The organism is Yinghuangia sp. YIM S10712, from assembly GCF_051388935.1.
GTDB lineage: Bacteria > Actinomycetota > Actinomycetes > Streptomycetales > Streptomycetaceae > Yinghuangia.
Map to the genome: position 1 here is coordinate 1 of NZ_JBPKBI010000014.1, position 18,155 is coordinate 18,155.

Below are 18,155 nucleotides of genomic sequence, written 5' to 3' on the forward strand. Positions count from 1 at the left end.
CTACCCGAGCTTCCACGACGCCTACTGGAACCCGCTGTGGAAGGCCTGCTGCGACACCGACACCGTCGTGTCCATCCACATCGGCTCGTCCGGGAAACTCGCGGTCCCCGCACCCGACTCACCGCCGGACGTGCTCATCACCCTCCAGCCGATGAACATCGTCTCCGCGGCGGCCGACCTGCTGTGGTCAGGCGTGATCAAGGACTTCCCGGACATCAGGATCGCGTTGTCCGAAGGCGGCACCGGCTGGGTGCCCTATTTCCTCGAACGCGTCGACCGCACCTACGAGATGCACGCCACCTGGACCCTCCAGGACTTCGGCGGCAAACTCCCCTCCGAGGTCTTCCGCGAGCACTTCCTGACCTGCTTCATCAGCGACCCCATCGGCGTCGAACTACGCCACCGCATCGGCATCGACAACATCGCCTGGGAGTGCGACTACCCGCACAGCGACTCGATGTGGCCCGGCGCGCCCGAGGAAATCTCCACGGTGATGGACCAGTTCGCCGTACCCGACGCCGACGTCGCCAAGATGACCCACGAAAACGCCATGCGCTGGTACTCCTTCGACCCGTTCAAGCACGTGCCCCGCGAGCAGGCCACCGTCGGCGCGCTGCGCGCCCAGGCCAAGGACCACGACGTGGCCATCCGTTCGCTCAGCCACAACCAGGTCGATCCGGTCGCCCGGATGGAGGCCTACCGCGCCATGGCAAGCGGGAACAGCTGAACGGCCGCCGCTCCCCGGACCGGGCCGCGTCGTACGGCACGAACCCGGTCATGCACGCTGCCGGCGCCGGCCGTCAGGCTCACGTCCGTCGGCGGTCACCACACCGCACCACCGCTCACCTCGGTTGCCCCGCCCTGGCGGGACCGAGGTGAGCGGTAGTGGTTCGCGGGGAGCTCGTAGGCTCCCGCTCACGCTTCCCGGCCGTTCGCCCCGAGCGTCGGAGCGATGAATACGGGGCCGGCCGGCGCGGGGACGCTCGTCAGGGGTTCGACGTGGTCGAGATAACGCTCCAGGAACTCGATCGTGTCGGCGTGGGATGTCGTCATCCCGGCGGATTGCTCCATCACGACCATCCGGGGCGTGCTCGTGATGAGAAAGACCACGACGTCCGGGGAGACCGGCGCGCCGTAGAACGTACGGTACTTGGGGTTCCCGGCCACCGCGGCCAGCACGCCTCTGCGTGCGTCCTCCCCGGCCTTCGCCATCTCGGAGCGGAGCGTTTTGCGGTGGTTGGCCGCGCCCATGAGCTCGACGGTCAGGGCCGCCGCGTCCTTGTGTTTCGCGTACGTCCACAGCGCGCGCAAGGGCCGGTCGGTACGGAGCCCTTCCTCCAGTTTCCGCAGGCTCCGTTCCGCACGGTCCCTGACCAGGGCGACGAACAGATCGTCGAACGTCGGGAAGTAGTACTGGACAAGCCCGGCGGTCACCCCGGCCTTGGCAGCCAGGCTCCGGTACGAGACAGCCGCGTACCCTTCCTCCAGCATCAGCTGCACCACACAGTCCAAGAGCACGGCACGGGTCTTCGAACTCTCCGTGCCGACACGGCGTGCTGTAGCCATCCGATACCTCTCCCATGCCCCGGTACGTACGCATCGGCCGATAGGTCAACCGGCACGGGCTTCCCTCACTGGGCCACAAGGGATCGGCCGGTGTCAATCATCTCCGACAAGCTGTCGCAAGTCGTCGTCGAGTTCGATGGCGAAGGAACGGAACAACCGCGCCGCCGTCTCGAAGGCACTGACGCTGAAGATGACGTCCATGAGCTGCTGGGTGTCCAATTCGGCGGACAGCGCCGCCCATGTCTCGTCGGAGATGGTTCCGTCGCCCAGCAGTTCGTCGGTCGCCTTGAGGAGCGCCGTCTCCAACGGGTTCCAGAAGCCGGGATCGGGGTCGGCGGCGATGCGTTCGATCTCTTCGTCCGTCATGCCGATGTCCCGGGCCACGACCAGGTGTTGCGCCCACTGGTAGGACGATTTGCGCACGGCCGAGACGCGCAGCATCAGGATCTCGCGCTGTCGTTCGGTGAGCCTCGCGCCGCGCAGCGTGTAGCCGTTGAACGTGAAGAACGCCCGGGCGAGCTCGGGGTGGTGGGCGAAGGTGCCCAAGGCGTTCAGCCCCTTGGGCCCGCCCTTCTTGGACATCGGTGGGTGGAGCGGCACCGGCGGGGCGAGAGCCGCCAGGGCGTCGCGCATTTCGCGCGGCCACTCGGTGGGGGGAATCGGGTCCACTCGTGCCATGTCAGATCCTCCAACTCTTGCGGCCAAGGGAACAGCCGCCGGAAGGCCCGGATCCGGACCGATCAGGGCACCTTCTCCGGCGATCGCATACCGATGTTATACGCTCGTGCAGCGCACATGTTGGTCGATCGCCTAAAAGTTGGGAGACTCGCCGACCCGCCAACCGCCCGACCACCGCGAATGTCACGCCACGCGTCGGCTCGGCATCCCTCGGACACAGCGGAGCGTGGACAAGAAGAGTCCCCGGGCACCGCTCCCGTACCCGGGGAGCACACAGTCCGCGGGGAGACCGGTGGGCGCTCAGCGCGGTTCGACGTGGTCCAGGTACCGCTCGATGTAGTCGACTGTCTCGACGTGAGAAGTCGCGATTCCCGCCGTCTCCTCCATGACGATCATCCGCGGTGTGCTGGTCATCAGGAAGACAAGCACCTCCGGCGAGGCCGCCTCCCGGAACGCGTAGTCCTTCGACGTTCCGGCCAGTGCCGCGAGGGCGAGTTCGCGGGCCTTGCGGCCCCCCTCGGCGATCTCGTCCTGGATCTGCTTGCGATGATTGCCCAGCGCCATGAGCTCGGCGATCAATCCCGCACTGGCCCTGTCGTTCGCGTAGTTCCAGACGGCACGCAGCGGATGGCCCGTACGCAGCTCCTCGGTGAGCTTCGTCAGACTCACCTCGGTCCGGTCCCGGATCAGGGTGATGAAGAGGTCGTCGAGCGCCGGGAAGTAGTACTGGACGAGCCCCGGAGTCACCTCCGCCTTGGCGGCCACGTTCCGGTACGTGACTGCCGCGTTCCCCTCGTCGAGCATCAAGCGCTCCGTGCAGTCCAACAACACGGCCCGGGTCTTGGTCTTCCCTGCGCCGACACGGCGGGTAGTCGTCATGTGCTGCCTTTCGCGACCCGAGGTCTGCCGGAGGCACGCTGTGCCTGACGTCAGTTGACGGCACCGCCACCTGCCGGGGGGCGGTCCGCGCGGAGTCAGAGGTAGCCCGTGCGCGACAACACGCCCGGCCGCGCAGGGCTCGTCGTCGGACTCACCGCCCGGGACGCGCCGCGGAACGGTTGCCGGTCACCGGCTCGCCCAGGCGCTGCTTGTCGCAAACCCGCTGGAGCGCGTCGATGGTCTCGTCGAGCCCCGGGCCGAGACGACGCCCGGGTGTGAAGGTGGCGGGAAGGTGCTTCATGCCGTTGATGAGGCCGGTTGTGTCGTAGTGGACCGTCCCTTCGGGAACGCACGTGTAGTCGGGCACGCGGTCGAGGACGTGGGTGAGCATGGTCTTGAACGACTTGCGGGCGAAGTTCGAGCCGATGCACCGGTGGATGCCCAGGCCGAAGCTCGCGTGCCGGTTGCCCGTGCGGTCCAGGCGCACGGTGTCGGGGTCGGCGAAGACCCGCGCGTCGCGGTTGGCCATCGCCCAGGAGAGCCACAGGCGTTCGCCCTCCTTGAACCGCGTGCCGGCCACCTCGCAGTCGGCCGCGATGGTGCGCCCGTCGCCCACGGCCGGGGTGAAATAGCGCAGGAACTCCTCGGTCGCGCTGTCCAGGAGTGCGTCCCGCTCACGGCTGAGGCGTTCGCGCTCCCCGGGATTCTCCGACAGCCACTCCAGCGAGTGGGCGGTCAGCGCGGTCGTGGTGTCGAACCCGCCGCCGATCAGCAGCATCACCGACTCCGTGATGTCCTGGTCGGTCGGTCGGCTGCCGTTGATGTCCGCGTTGACGAGGGCGTCGATGAGGCCGGGGCGCGGTTCGGCCCGGATGCGGCCGATGTGCTCGGTGATCAGCAGGTAGGACTGGATCAGGCCGTCGATGACCTGGGCCATTTCGGGCGAATCCGGCTTGGTGTACACGGTCGCGTGGGCCGGCTCACAGAAGACTTCCCAGTCCCGCAGCGGCAGGCCGAGCAGGGCCATGGTCATCACGGCGGGGACGATGTTGGCCAGGTCGTCGACGAAGTCGATGGTGCCGGTCTCGATGCGTTCGTCGATGCAGGCGCGGGTGATCTCGTCCATGACCGGCTGCCAGCGCGCGACGGCCGCCGGGGAGAGGTACGGGTTGAGTGCCTGGCGGTAGTGCCGCTGCTCGGGCGGGTCCATCTCCAGGAACCCCCCGCGCGTGCTGACCTCGTCGCGCGGCCGGTGCGGGATGGTGATCCCGAAATAGCCCTTCCTCTCCCCCTTGACGTCGTTGTCGTTGGACAGCAGGTCCGCGCGGCGGGCCAGATCGAACACCTCCTGGTTGCCGCTCGCAAGCCAATAGCCGCCGTGGCGGTCGGTCCAGGCGACCGGACACCTGCCGTGCAGGTCCCGGGTGATCTCCTCGAAGTCCGTCCGGTAGGCGGTGGAATGCCGGTCGAAGTCGATCTTGGGCCTGCTGCGGTCCTCCCCTGCGGCGGGGTGGGCGTCGTCGCTGCTCATCGGGTTACCTCGTCCTCGTGGCGATGTCGTTCTCGTGCGGATCAGTCGGCGGTGATTGCCTGTTCGGGGCAGGACAACACGGCTTCGCGCACCGCCGCCTCATGCGCGGCGGGTACGTGCTCGTCGTGGACTTCGGCATGCCCGTCCTCGTCTCGCAGCGCGAAGATCTCCGGTGCGGTCATCGCACACTGGGTGTGGCCCTGGCACAGGGCCTGGTCGACGCGAACCTTCATGGTGGGGGCCTCCGTTCGTGGACCGGCTCAGAGGTGGTAGCTCTGGAACTTCAGGTACGCGCCCGCGTCGACGCGCATCTGCGTTCCGGTGACGTAGCGGGACTCGTCCGACGCCAGGTAGACCACGGCGTTGCTGACGTCCACCGGCTCGATGTACGGGATGGGCATCGCCTGCTGCGTCGGGAAGGCCAGCTCGGCGTCCTCCCGGGTCGGGTTCTCGATGTCGGGGCGGAACATCTTGTACATCGGCGGGTTGTGCAGCATGGGCGTGTTCACGTTGGTCGGGTGGACCACGTTGGCGCGGATGCCGCGAGAGGCGAGGTTCGCGGCGAGTTCGTGCATGAACTGCGACAGCGCGCGCTTGGCGACCAGGTATGCGGTGCCGCCGGGGTCGGCGCCGATCGTCTCACCGGGCGCGAACGGCATGAAGGCCGCGGCGGAGCCGGTCGCGATGATCGACGCGCCTTCCTTCAGGTGGGGCAGCGCCGCGTGCACCGCGTTGATGGTGCCGACCAGGTTGGTGTCCAGGCCGTCGATCCACGCCTGCACGGCAGGCTCCCCGGCCATGGCCGCGATGGCCGCCTGCGCCACCACGACATCGATCTTCCCGAGCTCGGCGATGCCGCGCCCGACCGCGTCGACCATCTGGGCCCGTTCGCGGACGTCGGCCTCGACCGCCACGACGCGTCGGCCGCATGCCTCCACGAGGCGCGCCGTCTCCTTGAGGTCGTCGGGCGTGGCCATCGGGTAGTTCACGGTCTCGAAGTCGCGGCAGCGGTCGACCGCGATGATGTCGGCGCCTTCCTCCGCGAGGCGGAGCGCGTGGCTGCGGCCCTGGCCGCGGCCCGCTCCGGTGATGAAGGCGACCTTGCCGTCAACGCGTCCCATGATCGTTCTCCCTGTTTTCGTATCGGCCTTCGGTGCAAACAACGCGGCCGCGACGCCGCCGGCGATGGTCAGCCCACCCATGGAGTCGCCGTAGGCGCCCGCCGGTTGGTGGGTCAGCGTCGTGGCTCCCGACGGGGTGACGTAGTCCGCGCTGCCGCTGCGCGCCCAGAAGGCGGTGGCGTCGTACCCGCCCTTGTCCGCCTCGGGACCGGTATGACCGAAACCGGCCCCGAGGGCGTAGATGATGTCCGGGTTGATCGCCCGGATGTCCGCGACATCGATGCCCAGCTTGGCACGGGCTCCGGGAAGGAAATTGGTCAGGAACACGTCGCTGCGGCGGACCAGTTCCTCCAGAACCGACCGCGCCCCGGGTTTGTCCAGCGCCAGCCCGAGGCTGCGCTTGCCGCGGTTCGGACCGTCCATGAGTGGGGCGAACGACGAGCCGTCGGACCCCACGTCATGGCTGAACGCCTTGACGATCCCGCGCTGCGCGTCCCCGGTCTCGGCATGCTCGACCTTGACGACTTCCGCACCCCAGTCCGCCAGGACGGCCCCTGCCGCCGGGACGAAGGTGAACTGCGCGACCTCCAGGACGCGCACTCCCTCCATGGGCCTGAACACCTTGCCAACCTCCCCTGCGCCCCGAGGGACAGCGGTCGATCCGTGGATACGTCACTTACGGTCGTGCTGCTCCGCGATCGGGCAGTGGGCGACGTTCCGTCCCCGCCCCGCGATACCCGTTCTGCCACCGCCGTGGCGCGGCCGAGGCTCAGCCGGTGACCACCGGCATGGTGTCCCACCCGCGAACCGTGGTGGTGGGCGAGCGGCGGGCGTTCGGCATGTCGGCCTCCCAGTCGGGCCAGCGGTTGAGGACCTCGTCGAGGGCGACGCGGCCTTCGAGGCGGGCGAGTGCGGCGCCGACGCAGAAGTGGACGCCGTGGCCGAAGGTGGCGTGCTGGCCCATCCTGCGGTGGATGTCGAAGCGGTCCGGGTTCTCGAACTGCCGCTCGTCGCGGTTGGCCGACGCCAGCATCATCAACATCGCGCTGCCGGCCGGGACGGTCTGCCCGTGGATCTCGACGTCCTCGGTGACGTAGCGAGCAATGTGCGGACCGGGCGGCTCGTACCGCAGAAGTTCCTCGATCGCGTTCGGAATCAGCGACCGGTCCTTGACCAACTCGCGGCGCTGCTCCGGGTGTTCGGACAACACCTTGCCCATCCACCCGAACAGGCGGCCGGTGGTCTCCACACCCGCGCCCGCGATGACCGCGACGAAGATCAGGACCTCGTTCTTGGTCAGCTTGCGGACCGTGCCCGTCTCGTCCTCGAACTCGGTGTTCAGCAGCTCGGTGATGAGGTCGTCGGAGGGGTTCTTCACACGCCAGTCCACGTACTCCGCGTACATCTGGCCGTCGAAGTACAGGCCCTGGCTGACCGGAAGCGGTTCGCCCGGCTTGTTGCGCAGGCTGCGCTGGGCGTGGTCGCGTACGGTCGGCTGCTCCGAGTCGGGAATGCCCATGAGCATCCCGATGGCCCGCATCGGCAGTTCGTTGCCGATGTCGAGGACGAAGTCGAACCGGTCCGACCCCGCGATGGGATCCAGGCACGCGATGCAGAACGCGCGGATCTTCGCCTCGATCTCCCGCATCTTCTTCGGTGAGAACGCCTTTTGCACCAACGCGCGGTGGATGGTGTGGATCGGCGGGTCCTCGTTGATGAACGACCCGGGCGGCATCACCGGGGCGGCCTTGACGACCTCCAGGATGTCGCCCTTCGCCGAGCTGAACCGCTTCGTGTCCATCGCGGCCGCCACCACGTCGGCGAAGCGGCTGAGCCCCCAGAAGTCCAGGCGTTCGTTGTAGTACAGCGGTGCCTCGTCACGAAGGCGCTTGTAGACCGGGTACGGGTCGGCGTCGATCTCGATGTCGTACGGGTCGTAGTAGAGGTCGGTGCGGCTCAAGGGTCCCTCCTCGGACTGTCGCTTGTACAGTCGTATAGGAATCACTGTACGTTCGTAAAGGGCTCCGGCCGAATTGCCCGCTCGCACGACGGAAGACATCCGCCCGGGCTCCTCACGTGCCCTCGCGGGACGGAGCCCAGGCAGGTCGGCACAGCATGATTTACATCTGTACAGCAAGCCCTTTACGGATGTACAGTCCCACGCAACTCGCCCCCCGGAGCACGATCCGGAGGCGGTTCATCCCTGCCGGCTCTCGACACGTGCGGCGCGACCGCAAGCAGACTCGCCCGGAGCGAGCGCCACGCCTCCTTGGTGGCCGTGGAGCCGTCTTCCGCCCGGCCGACTCGCCTCCCCTGGCCCGGTTCGCCGGAGGAGACAAGCCCGCGAGGCGGAACGCCGGTGTCCCGGCGCATCCGTCCGACGATTGGAGATTCCCGATGACCGGCGACAGCACGGACGCCGAGGAGAAGTTCGCCCGCCTCCAGCGGGATGTCCAGTACCTCATGGACCGCACGGCGATCCTCGACTGCGTGGCACAGCACGCCCGCGGACACGACCGCCATGACATCGACCTGCTCACCGCGACCTACCACGAAGACGGTGTCGACGAACACGGTTACGCCATCAACTCCGGCCCGGAGTACGCCTCGTGGGCCAACAAGATCCACGCGGCCGCGTCCAGCCTGCACACCCACAACATCACCACGCACAGCTGCGAGATCGACGGCGACAACGCCCACGCGGAGAGCTACGTGCTGGTCGGCCTCCTCAGCCCGGACGGGAAGACCGCCCAGCTCATGAGCGGCCGGTACCTCGACCGCCTCGAACGGCGCGACGGCACCTGGCGGATCGCGGTGCGGCGGTCGACCGTCGAACTGGCCGTAACCGCCGACGCCTCCCTCCTGCAGAACCCGTTCTTCACCAAACAGGGCTTCGTGAAGGGCACCCGCGACGACCGCGACCTTTCCTACGAACGGCCTTTGCTGCTGAACACCGAGCCGCCCGAGCGCTGGTAGCCGCCTCGCGCCGGCATCCGGCCACCCGCCGGGCGCGAACCGGCCCGTCCGCGCCGGACAGGCCAGAGCTCCGGGGAACGGCAGGCGAGGAGGGCACCTCCGACCCCGTCGTCCGCTGTTCCCCGGTCACAACCTGCCCGTGGCTCCGGAGATCATCGCCGGGGCGGGCGTTCCTGCACCACACATCGCCGGTCCACCAGGAAGAAGCCCATGACAACGTGCAGATCCCGCGGTGCCCGTAGATCGTTCGCCGCCCTCGCGGTCGTCTCCGCGCTGCTGGTCGCCGGCTGCGGACGCAGCGGCGACGGCGGCGGCGAGGAGCAGCCGACCGGGGGGACCGCGGCCCCCACGCCCCTCTCGGCGGACTTCGGCGACCTGAAGCAGGTGTGCCGGCCCGGCACCGCCGCCGGGTCGCCCGCGCAGGGCGTCACCGACAAGGAGATCAAAGTCGGCGTCATGTCCGACATCGGCTTCAACAAGAACCCCGAATTCGGCGACGCCGCAAAGGTGTTCACCTCCTGGTGCAACGAAAACGGGGGCATCAACGGCCGCAAGCTCAACGCCACCGTCCGCGACACCAAGATGATGGAGGTCCGGCAGCGGGTCATCGAGGCCTGCGCCGAGGACTTCGCCCTCGTCGGCGGCGGCGCGGGGCTGGATGCGCTCGGCACCCGCGAACGACTGGGGTGCCTGCTGCCCGACTTCCCCGCGCAGACCTCGCAGCTTGAGAACCAGGGCTCCGACCTCCAGATCTCCGTGCAGGCGCACAGCCCCGTGCACTGGCCTTACGAGGGCTTCTACACGTGGCTGACCAAGGAGGCGTACCCCGGCTCCGCCGGAGCGGTGGGCATCATCGCGGGCGACGCGCCGGTCACCAAGGTCATGACCGAGCGGGCCTCGGAGACGCTGCGGGCCGTGGGCGCGAACGTCACCTACACCGACCTGTACCCGGCCGCCGGCGTCTCCGACTGGACCCCGTACGCGCAGTCCATCAAGAACAAGGGTGTCAAGGGCCTGATCTTCCTCGGCGACTACCGCAACCTCGCCAAGCTGGAACAGGTGCTGACCAATCTCCAGTACAAGCTCGACTGGATCGACGCCAACTCCAACGCCTACGGCCCCGCGTTTCTCGAACTCGCGGGCAAGAACACCCTCGAGAGCCAGAACAACGTCGCCGACCTCGGCGGCTTCACCCCGCTGGAGATGGCTTCCTCCTCCCCCGCAGTCCAGCAGGTCGTCAACCTGTACGCCAAGTACGCCCCCGGCGCCACGGTGACCTTCCCCGCGCTCAAGGCGTTCTCCGCCTGGCTGGTCTTCGCCAAGTCCGCAGTCGCCTGCGGCGACAACCTCACCCGCAAGTGCGTGTACGAGACGGCGGCCAAGGAGACGAACTGGAACGCGGGTGGGCTCCAGGCCCCCATCGACTTGTCCCAGCACCTCCCCCTGAAGTGCTACAACGTCGTGCAGGCCGGTCCCGACGGCTGGAAACCCGCGGACTTCAAGCCCGACAACGGCGCCTACCGCTGTGACGCGACCGCCACAGCGCACACCGGGAACCACGGAAAGCCGCTCACTCTGGCCGACGTGGGGAAAAGCATGAACGACGTCCGGTGACGCATTCGAAGCCGCGGAAGATTCAACAGCGCCGCTACTGACCTTCTCCGCCGGCGACGTCACGGCACAACATGCACAACATAATCGCTCGGAAGCTTGAGCCCCCATCGAACGGTGGGGGCTGCAAGTCGTGCCCAGAAAAAGCACGACGACGAAAAGGGACTGCACCCAACCCGGTATTTTCCACCTTCGCCGACCGGGCTGCGCACGTACCGTCCGGTGCCCGAAGCGGCGTCGAGGCCGGGTTGCCCGCACGCCTGCCCACACGCGCCCACAACGACGGTCGACATCAACCCAAACCGGCCGCGGCGCTCTCACCAGGCAAAACGCCATGGCCACGGGCACGCCACGCTCACGGAGCAGGCCTGGCTTGTCTCCGGCCTGTCGTCCGTCGCCTCAAGCCCGCCGCGATGCAGACACACGCACAGACCGCCGCCGGCCCGCGTCATCGGCTGCGGTTGCGCCCCTCGCGCCTGGCTTTCCTCGATCGCTGATTAGCCGAAAGGCGCCCGGAGAACGTCCTCGAAAAAAGTAGAACGGCACTTCTCAAACACAATAGCCTCGCTCTACTGTTTCCTGCACCAGGTCGGCGGACGACGGTGTGGCGGGAGGCTTTTCCGTGCTGAAGGACGCACCGACGTGCTTGTGGACCGATCTCTGCCGTCCGGGACCGGCGGCGGCACGTCGTACAAAACCGGTCCCGGCGGTCTCGGCCGCGAGCGCGGATGCGACGGCCTTCGCGCATTCCAGCAAGTGAGCACGTGGTGATCGGCGAGCCTCGACCGGCTCGCCCCGGCACGAAGGAGCGGGCATGTCTGCCAACCTCAACCTCGACTGGCTGATCTCGGTCGACGACCACATCCTCGAACCGCCGAACCTGTGGATCGACCGCCTCCCGAAGGCCGACCGCGAACGGGCCCCGCACATGGAGTTCGACGACACAGGCCTGGACTTTTGGGTGTACGACGGTAAGAAATACCCCAGCTCCGGCCTGAGCGCCGTCGTCGGAAAGTCGAAGGAGGAGTTCAGCCCGGAACCGCTTACCCGCACTCCGACTCCACCTGGCCGGACTGCATCACCGTCGTCAAGAACCGCATCAAGCACCTGCCCGAGGAGACCCAGTACAAGATCCTGCGCGGCAACGCCGAGAAGCTGTACCGCTTCACGCCGGCCGAACCGCCCGTTCTCGCCAATGCCTGACACATGGCCGGCGCCACGCCCGATCCCGACCGCAGTACCGGCCCCGTCACACAAAGGCAGCAACGCATGACCGCGCCCATCGAACAACCGCCCGGTGAAACGGCCGGTGAAACGGCCGGCTCCGCAGCCTCGGAAAGTCGCGCGTCGTGGGCGGAGCGCACCACCGACCGTTCCCGCACCGGCCAACGGTCGCGCGGCACACAGCAGTTGCAGGCGATCAGGCGGGCCGCACGCCGGCTGATCGGGGAGAAGGGCACGGCCTTCACCACGGCGGAGCTGACGAAGGAGTCCGGGGTGGCACTCCAGACGGTCTACCGCCACTTCGCCGGCAAGGACCAGGTGATCCTCGCCGTCGTGGAGGAGGTGATCGCCGAGGAGGCCGTACGCGTGGAGGCCGAGGCGCGCCGCTTGGCGAACCCGGTCGCTCGGCTGCGCCTGTACATCACGGGCACACTCAGCTCGCTGCGCCGGGGGGCGGATCTCACCGGCCCGCAGTTCATCACGACCGAGCACTGGCGGCTGTACCAGCTCTTTCCCGAGGACATGGCTCGGGCGGCACAACCGTTCGGTGATCTGATCGAACGAGAGCTGCGCGCGGCGGTGGCCGAAGGACTGCTGGCTTCTCGGGATCCGGCGCGCGACGCCTGGGTGGCGATGAAGCTGGTCACGACCACGTACCACCACTACGCGTTCGCGACGGCCCACGACAGCGTCGAGGAGATCGCCGAGCAGTTGTGGGCGTTTTGCCTTGCGGGATTCGGCGGCGATCCGACGAACGACCCGAGCCAAGCCGTGGCTCCACCCGGCTCGCGGGATTCCGAGACAAAGGAGGTGGCCGGAAATGAGTGAAGCCCTGATCTTCGCCAAGGGCAGGGACTTGGACGCCGCAGCAGCAGCACTGCGACCGTGGCTCGCCGAGCGCCTGGGCGTCACCGACATCGAACTCACTGATTTCGCCTACCCGTTGGGGGCGGGTGTCTCCAACGAGACGATCCTGTTCGAAGCCCGTCACAGCGACCGGGTCGACGAGCTGGTCCTGCGGATCGCCCCGCGCCCCGAGCACCAGATGTTCCTCGACCCGCGGTTCCGCACGCAGTACGACATGCTGGTCACACTCCGCCGCGTGGGCACCGTGCGGGTCCCCGAAGCGCTGTGGTACGAGGAGGACCCGAGGATCCTGGGCCAGCCGTTCTATCTCATGCGCCGGATGCGCGGCCGGGTGCCGGTGAGCATGCCCGTCTACAACTCCACCGGCTGGCTGGTCGACGCGACGCCCGCTCAGCGCCGAACGTTGTGGGAGAGCGCGATGGGCCAGCTCGCCGCGATCCACTCGCTGCCCATCGACGAGTTCGCGTTCGTCCACCGGCCGGAGCAGGGGGCCGCAGGGGACGAGCAACAGCTCACGTACTGGAGCCAGTTCGCGACCTGGGCGCTCGGGGACGACATACCGGAGTCGGTGCGGGCCCTGTTCGACTGGCTGAAGGCGCATCGCCCAGCCACCGACACGCCGGGCCTTTCGTGGGGCGACGCACGGATCGGCAACATCATGTTCGGCGACGACTACCGGGTCGTCGGCGTCATGGACTGGGAGCAGGCGTCGCTGGGCGGCCCGATGGCCGACCTCGGCTGGTGGCTGCTCTTCGACGAGATGCACAGCACCTCCCAGGGTGTGGCACGGCTGGACGGCCTGGGCACGCGAGGGGAAACCATCGATCTCTGGCAGGAGTTGACGGGACGACAGGTCCAGGACCTCGACTGGCACGAGACGTTCGCCGGCCTCAAGGCCGGTTTGCTGGGCCTGCATTCGCGGCGTTCGATGAACCTGCCCAAGGCGGGTTACCCGAACCCGTGGCTGGAACGCGCTTGTCTGCTGGCCGAGATCGACGCACCGGTGGAAATGTCATGAACCTTCCCGACGGTGCACCGCAGGACGAGACGGCGGTCCTGCCCAGGCCAGGGCTCCGTGAGGTTTGATCGGGTCACCCGAGCAATTCGATCCGCCGCCTGCACGGTCGGAAGTGGCATCGGCTCCGGGCGGTCGTGGCCCCGGTGCCCCGAAGCGGACGTGGTCGTGCCACGCCGCAGTCGCCGTCGAGAGCGCGCGTTGAGGTTTTCGCACAGGGACGCCAAGCGGGCGCAACCACGTGCCTCCGCCCGGAGACGGCGTTCGGAGAGTCCGTCAGGAGTTCGGCGAGGAGGAACGCAGTGGAAGACAAGATCAGCAACGCGCGGCGGATTCGCGAACTCGCGGCGTCGTGCACGGGCGAGGTGGTGTTCTGCCACGTCGCCCTGGACGGCGGCGAAAGCGCTTTCACCTGGCGCGAGTTGGACCGGCGGTCGGACCAACTCGCCGGCGCGCTGGCCGAACGGGGACTCGGGCTGGGCGACCGCCTGGGCCTGGCGCTGCGCAACTCGCCGCAGTTCGTGCTGGGTGTGTTCGCGGCGTGGAAGCTCGGCGCGGTGCCGGTGCCGATCCGCTGGGACCTCCCCGACTGGGAGCTCGCCCGGCTGCGCGAGGTCGTCGACGCCCGCGTGCACCTGGGTGCCGACGACCTGGCCTGGATCGACGCGACGGAGGACGCGGACATCCCCGAGTTGCCGGACGTGCTGTCGCCGAACGCGCACGGCATATGCAGCAGCGGGTCCACCGGAACGCCGAAGGTCATCCTGAGCCTGCTTCCCGCGCTCCACAACCCGCTGTTCAGTGCGCCGATGATGGACAGGTGGCGGCCGGTGCCCCGACCGCAGACCATCCTCGTGCTCGCGCCGATGTACCACACCAACGGACTGGCCACGCTGTTCGGGCTGTTGGCCGGCGACCGGCTCGTGGTCATGGAGAAGTTCGACGCGGCCCGCGTCGTGGACGTCGTCGAACGCCACCGCGTCACCACGTTCACCGCGACGCCGACCATGCTCCAGCGGATCGCCGACCTGCCCGGCGTCGACGAGCGCGACCTGTCCAGCCTGGAGTGGATCATCCAGGGCGCCGCCCCCATGCCGCCCTCGCTCGTCCACCGCTGGGCCGGCCTGATCGGCGCGGAACGCATTTTGATGGCGTACGGCATGACCGAGGGGCTGGGGCTGACCGCGATCCGCGGCGACGAGTGGATGAAGCACCAAGGCAGCGTCGGCCGTCCGCTGGCGACAACCGAACTGCGCATCCTCGACGCCGACGGAAAGGAAGTCCCCACGCGGGAAATCGGTGACGTGTACCTGCGGTCGTCCGCGTACGGCGGCTACAAGTATCTCGGCAAGGCACCCGAACTCAGGCGCACCAACGACGGGTTCCAGACGGCCGGCGACGTCGGGTACGTCGACGAGGAGGGCTACCTCTACCTCCTGGACCGCCGCGTCGACATGATCATCTCGGGTGGCGCGAACGTGTTCCCGGCCGAGGTGGAGGCGGCGCTGATCGACCACCCGAAGATCGCCGACGTCGTGGTGATCGGCCTCAAGGACCCCGAGTGGGGACGCCGCGTCCACGCCGTCATCGAACCCGCCGACCCGGCCGCGCCGCCGACCTCACAGGAGGTCATCGCCTACGCCAAGGGCCGGCTCGCCGCCTACAAGGTTCCCAAGACCGTCGAATTCGTCGACGCCGTCCCGCGCAGCGCCGCCACCAAGGTCAACCGAGGCGCGCTCGTCGCGACCCGCGGCGGCTGACCCACCACCTTGCCGCACCCACCACTGTGCGGGACGGACACACCACAGGCGACACCCACCGGGTCCGCCCGAGTGGACGTCACCGCCCAGCAGATCGAAGCCGGCGTCCTGGGATGCCGACAGCACCAAGGAGACAGTCCGTGAGATCCAGAACAACCCTGACCAGCCTTGCGCTGGCGGCCGCACTGTTCGCTGTGGCCGGATGCGTCGATCGCGGCGGTGAACCCGACCGCAGAGAAGGAGCGGGAGCCGCCCCGTCGGCGAACGTTCCCGTGTCGTCCGACTTCGGCGATCTGAAAAACGTGTGTGGCGCGGGGAATCCGACGAGCGCGTCCGCTCAGGGGGTCACCGCCAAGGAGATCCAGGTCGGTGTCCTGTCCGATGTCGGCTTCACCAAGAAGCACGAATACGAGGACGCGGCCAAGGTCTTCACGTCGTGGTGCAACGAGGCCGGCGGCGTCAACGGGCGCAAGATCAAGGCAACTCTTCGCGACATCAAGATGGTCGAGGTCCGGCAGCGGATCGTGGAGGCCTGCCGCGAGGACTTCGCTCTGGTCGGCGGAAGCGCGTCACTCGACGGCATGGGCACCAAGGACCGGCTGTCGTGCCTGCTGCCGGAGTTCCCCTCCCAGTCGACCCAGCGCCAGAACGAAGGGTCGGACCTGCAACTGACCGTGCAGGCTGGTGGACCGTCCTACCTCCGAAACGCGGGCTTCTACGAATGGCTGGTCGCGGAGGCGTATCCGCAGTCGGCGAACGCCGTGGGCATCATCGCGGGTGACTCCCCGGTCACCAAGGTCTCGGTCGACCAGCGCACGGAGTTCTTCCAGTCGCGCGGGACGCCCATGTCCTACACCGAGCTTTACCCGGCTACGGGCGTGCCCAACTGGACGCCGTACGCGCAGACGATCAAGAACAAGGGCGTCAAGGGCCTTGTTTTCATGGGCGACTACGGCTCTCTGGCGAAGCTGGAGCAGGAGTTGACCAACATGGACTACAAGTTGGACTGGATCGAGGCCAACAGCAACGCGTACGGCGATCCGTTCCTCAAGCTCGCCGGTCCTGCGGTGTTGGCCTACCAGAACAACCTGGCCGACATCGGCGGGACTCACCCGCTGGAGGAGGCCGCGTCCAACCTTGCGACACAGCAGGTCCTGGACCTGTTCGAGAAGTACGCCCCCGGAGCTCAGGTGACCCTGCCCGCGGTGAAGGCGTTCTCGGCCTGGCTGCTGTTCGCCAAGTCGGCCGCGAGCTGCGGTGACAACCTCACCCGCAAGTGCGTGGTCGAGGCGGCGCGCAAGGAGACGGCGTGGACCGGGGGCGGCTTGCAGGCGCCCATCGACCTGTCCGTCCAGGACGGCCCGTCCAAGTGCATGAACATCGAGAAGGCGACCCCCGAAGGCTGGAAGCCCGCAGCCGACTTCAAACCCACTCAGGGCGCCTACGACTGCGACATCGCCGCCTACAGGCTCACCGGTGACTACGGCAAGCCGGGAACCCTGGCGGATGTCGGCAAGAGCATGAACGACCTCAAGTAGAGGCGGACGGGCCTGTCGGCAGGCCGCGGAAGGCGGTTCGCCGGCCGGCGTGACGGTGGACCGCCGAAGCAGCAGCGGCACGGCGACGCCCGTTCAGGACATCGAAACCGAGGCACCCCCACGACGGCGGGCTCGAACCACGCGCGACAAGCGTGGTCGAGACCCGCCGTTCGGTGCTTTTCCCCGTCACATCCCCCAGCGGATAAAGCGGCGCCACAACCTCTATACGGGCGTATAGCAGTGCGGTATTTTCGTGATGCAACGTTCGAGGGCCCCGGTGATCCAGGGGCACGTTCCACCATGATCCGTACCGCGTCGATCTCGGCGACAAGAACCGTACTGGCTGGTCGACCACGATCGTGTTGCCAACGTCCGCAGCTTGCGGACACCTTCCCGGTCGCCTTTCCGCGGCCGCCCGCCGGGGCCGGCCAACCACCGCAACAGGGGGGAAACTTGCCTTCAGAATCCGGGCCGCGGGGAACCGCGGTCGGTGTCCTCTCCGTATCCCACATAGGCGTGTGCGTTGCCGACTTCGAACGGTCACTCCGCTTCTACACCGAAGGGCTGGGTTTCGAACTCGCCGAGGCCTGGACGATCGGCGACTCCCTCGCTCAGCTCGCCGAGGTACCGCCGCCGATGAAATGCCGTTCCCAGATGCTCGTCAAGGGGCCGGTGAAGCTCGAATTGCTGGGATGGCGAACCCCCGAGGCCGAGGGTGCGGCATTGACGACGCGCCGACAGATCGGCTTCACCCACCTGTCGTTGCACGTCGACGACCTCGCCGCCGTGGAGTCTCGGTTGGTGGAACTCGGCGGGACGCCGATCGAGCACACCCGCACCCGCTTCCCCGCTCCGGACGGCGAGTCCTACGTGTTGTTCCTGGCCGACCCCGACGGCATTCGGATCGAACTCATGCAAGAGACCCGCCGCTGAGCCCGTCAATGCCCGCGCGTCCCCGACGACCTACGAGACACCGTGATCACGGCTGACGACCGCTTGCGCCGTACAGGTGCAGTCTCAGGCAGGCATCGGCTGTACGTCGGCGGGGGTGTGCATGACCCGGTCGTGGCCCACCGGGCGTACGGGCCCGGTGAGGCGGACTGTGCCGCGCAGGTGGACGTCCGCACAGGAGGACCCGACCATGAGGTGGATCTCCCCAGGTTCCACGATGCGCCGGTGTTCGGTGCCGGTGAACGAGGTGCGGTCGGCGTGGAGGCGGAAGACCACGCGGGCGGCCTGGCCGGCTTCGAGGGGGACGCGCGCGAAGCCGGCGAGCTGGGCCACCGGGCGCACGACCTGGGCGACAGCGGCGCGGCATGCGATCCCGCGGCAAACCCGCTGTGGCAGCGGTAGGACGGGTTCCGGGGGCCTGGTGGCGGGATGTTCCGT

General features: G+C 68.0%; 17 protein-coding genes. 9 read left to right on the forward strand and 8 right to left on the reverse strand.

Annotated elements, in window-relative coordinates:
• Positions 1–727: amidohydrolase family protein (locus ACRX5W_RS24220; protein ID WP_436790394.1), on the forward strand; the 727-nt coding region annotated here is incomplete at its 5' end.
• Positions 728–915: 188 nt separating this feature from the next.
• Here ACRX5W_RS24220 and ACRX5W_RS24225 read toward each other — a convergent pair.
• The 7 genes from ACRX5W_RS24225 to ACRX5W_RS24255 form a co-directional block, all read right to left on the reverse strand.
• Complete coding sequence (locus tag ACRX5W_RS24225; protein ID WP_436790395.1) at positions 916–1,566, reverse strand: TetR/AcrR family transcriptional regulator; 651 nt, start codon at positions 1,564–1,566, stop codon at positions 916–918.
• Positions 1,567–1,659: 93 nt separating this feature from the next.
• Positions 1,660–2,244, reverse strand: coding sequence for a carboxymuconolactone decarboxylase family protein (locus ACRX5W_RS24230; RefSeq protein WP_436790396.1), 585 nt, complete (start codon positions 2,242–2,244; stop codon positions 1,660–1,662).
• A 300-nt stretch (positions 2,245–2,544) separates the two neighbouring features.
• Positions 2,545–3,123, reverse strand: a complete 579-nt coding sequence (locus ACRX5W_RS24235; protein ID WP_436790397.1) for a TetR/AcrR family transcriptional regulator — start codon at positions 3,121–3,123, stop codon at positions 2,545–2,547.
• Between the two features lie 151 nt (positions 3,124–3,274).
• On the reverse strand, positions 3,275–4,654 hold the full coding sequence (locus tag ACRX5W_RS24240) for a cytochrome P450 (RefSeq protein ID WP_436790398.1): 1,380 nt from the start codon (positions 4,652–4,654) through the stop codon (positions 3,275–3,277).
• A gap of 41 nt (positions 4,655–4,695) precedes the next feature.
• A complete protein-coding gene (locus ACRX5W_RS24245) occupies positions 4,696–4,887 on the reverse strand; it encodes a ferredoxin (protein WP_436790399.1) in 192 nt (63 codons plus the stop codon).
• 27 nt (positions 4,888–4,914) lie between these two features.
• A complete protein-coding gene (locus ACRX5W_RS24250) occupies positions 4,915–6,384 on the reverse strand; it encodes a mycofactocin-coupled SDR family oxidoreductase (RefSeq protein WP_436790400.1) in 1,470 nt (489 codons plus the stop codon).
• A gap of 160 nt (positions 6,385–6,544) precedes the next feature.
• Positions 6,545–7,735, reverse strand: a complete 1,191-nt coding sequence (locus ACRX5W_RS24255; protein ID WP_436790401.1) for a cytochrome P450 — start codon at positions 7,733–7,735, stop codon at positions 6,545–6,547.
• Positions 7,736–8,172: 437 nt separating this feature from the next.
• On the opposite strand from ACRX5W_RS24255, the gene ACRX5W_RS24260 reads away from it, so the two are divergent.
• From ACRX5W_RS24260 to ACRX5W_RS24295, 8 genes are all read left to right on the forward strand, one after another.
• On the forward strand, positions 8,173–8,751 hold the full coding sequence (locus tag ACRX5W_RS24260) for a nuclear transport factor 2 family protein (protein WP_436790402.1): 579 nt from the start codon (positions 8,173–8,175) through the stop codon (positions 8,749–8,751).
• 210 nt (positions 8,752–8,961) lie between these two features.
• On the forward strand, positions 8,962–10,365 hold the full coding sequence (locus ACRX5W_RS24265) for an ABC transporter substrate-binding protein (protein ID WP_436790403.1): 1,404 nt from the start codon (positions 8,962–8,964) through the stop codon (positions 10,363–10,365).
• 975 nt (positions 10,366–11,340) lie between these two features.
• Positions 11,341–11,565, forward strand: coding sequence for an amidohydrolase family protein (locus tag ACRX5W_RS24270; RefSeq protein WP_436790542.1), 225 nt, complete (start codon positions 11,341–11,343; stop codon positions 11,563–11,565).
• 66 nt (positions 11,566–11,631) lie between these two features.
• Complete coding sequence (locus ACRX5W_RS24275; protein ID WP_436790404.1) at positions 11,632–12,414, forward strand: TetR/AcrR family transcriptional regulator; 783 nt, start codon at positions 11,632–11,634, stop codon at positions 12,412–12,414.
• Entirely contained in the window at positions 12,407–13,471 is a 1,065-nt protein-coding gene (locus tag ACRX5W_RS24280) for a phosphotransferase family protein (protein ID WP_436790405.1), read from the forward strand. Before ACRX5W_RS24275 ends, ACRX5W_RS24280 begins: the two co-directional genes overlap by 8 nt.
• Positions 13,472–13,770: 299 nt before the next feature.
• The gene (locus tag ACRX5W_RS24285) at positions 13,771–15,228 is read left to right on the forward strand and encodes a class I adenylate-forming enzyme family protein (protein ID WP_436790406.1); all 1,458 of its coding nucleotides are present in this window, start codon (positions 13,771–13,773) and stop codon (positions 15,226–15,228) included.
• A 140-nt stretch (positions 15,229–15,368) separates the two neighbouring features.
• On the forward strand, positions 15,369–16,766 hold the full coding sequence (locus tag ACRX5W_RS24290; RefSeq protein ID WP_436790407.1) for an ABC transporter substrate-binding protein: 1,398 nt from the start codon (positions 15,369–15,371) through the stop codon (positions 16,764–16,766).
• A gap of 300 nt (positions 16,767–17,066) precedes the next feature.
• Positions 17,067–17,699 (forward strand): VOC family protein, encoded by a 633-nt coding sequence (locus ACRX5W_RS24295; protein WP_436790408.1) that lies wholly within the window; start codon positions 17,067–17,069, stop codon positions 17,697–17,699.
• 84 nt (positions 17,700–17,783) lie between these two features.
• On the opposite strand, the gene ACRX5W_RS24300 is transcribed toward ACRX5W_RS24295, so the two are convergent.
• Positions 17,784–18,113 (reverse strand): fibronectin type III-like domain-contianing protein, encoded by a 330-nt coding sequence (locus ACRX5W_RS24300; RefSeq protein WP_436790543.1) that lies wholly within the window; start codon positions 18,111–18,113, stop codon positions 17,784–17,786.
• Between the last annotated feature and the right edge of the window lie 42 nt (positions 18,114–18,155).

Coding starts and splice junctions, on each gene's coding strand:
- ACRX5W_RS24225 (WP_436790395.1), bottom strand. CDS start 1,566: ATGGCTACAGCACGCCGTGTCGGCACGGAGAGTTCGAAGACCCGTGCC.
- ACRX5W_RS24230 (WP_436790396.1), bottom strand. CDS start 2,244: ATGGCACGAGTGGACCCGATTCCCCCCACCGAGTGGCCGCGCGAAATG.
- ACRX5W_RS24235 (WP_436790397.1), bottom strand. CDS start 3,123: ATGACGACTACCCGCCGTGTCGGCGCAGGGAAGACCAAGACCCGGGCC.
- ACRX5W_RS24240 (WP_436790398.1), bottom strand. CDS start 4,654: ATGAGCAGCGACGACGCCCACCCCGCCGCAGGGGAGGACCGCAGCAGG.
- ACRX5W_RS24245 (WP_436790399.1), bottom strand. CDS start 4,887: ATGAAGGTTCGCGTCGACCAGGCCCTGTGCCAGGGCCACACCCAGTGT.
- ACRX5W_RS24250 (WP_436790400.1), bottom strand. CDS start 6,384: ATGGAGGGAGTGCGCGTCCTGGAGGTCGCGCAGTTCACCTTCGTCCCG.
- ACRX5W_RS24260 (WP_436790402.1), top strand. CDS start 8,173: ATGACCGGCGACAGCACGGACGCCGAGGAGAAGTTCGCCCGCCTCCAG.
- ACRX5W_RS24265 (WP_436790403.1), top strand. CDS start 8,962: ATGACAACGTGCAGATCCCGCGGTGCCCGTAGATCGTTCGCCGCCCTC.
- ACRX5W_RS24275 (WP_436790404.1), top strand. CDS start 11,632: ATGACCGCGCCCATCGAACAACCGCCCGGTGAAACGGCCGGTGAAACG.
- ACRX5W_RS24280 (WP_436790405.1), top strand. CDS start 12,407: ATGAGTGAAGCCCTGATCTTCGCCAAGGGCAGGGACTTGGACGCCGCA.
- ACRX5W_RS24295 (WP_436790408.1), top strand. CDS start 17,067: ATGATCCGTACCGCGTCGATCTCGGCGACAAGAACCGTACTGGCTGGT.